The 245-nt window shown below is 38.0% G+C and carries 1 protein-coding gene; it reads right to left on the bottom strand.

Annotation, left to right across the window (positions count from 1 at the left end):
* Window positions 1–245 (bottom strand): HYR-like domain-containing protein (locus tag CCAND38_RS11805; RefSeq protein ID WP_042343487.1); only part of this gene is annotated, 245 nt, incomplete at both ends.

The raw sequence follows: 245 nt of genomic DNA on the forward strand, positions 1-245 counted from the left end.
CTGAAAACACAGGTTTTACATCGTCTTTTATCGTAATAGTTTGGGTATGTGTAATGGATTTTCCACAATCGTTAGTAGCTGTCCAATAGCGTGTTAGCACGTAGTCGTTTTTGCATTTTTCGTTGGATTTTGTCTGTCCATTATAAACCACTTTCGGACTGCAATTGCCTGATACTTGCAATGTAGGAACTGACGGTATTTCTTTTTCGCAGGAAATAGTCATGTCTTTAGGTAAATCTCCTGTA

This window comes from Capnocytophaga canis, from assembly GCF_000827555.1.
GTDB classification, from domain to species: domain Bacteria; phylum Bacteroidota; class Bacteroidia; order Flavobacteriales; family Flavobacteriaceae; genus Capnocytophaga; species Capnocytophaga canis.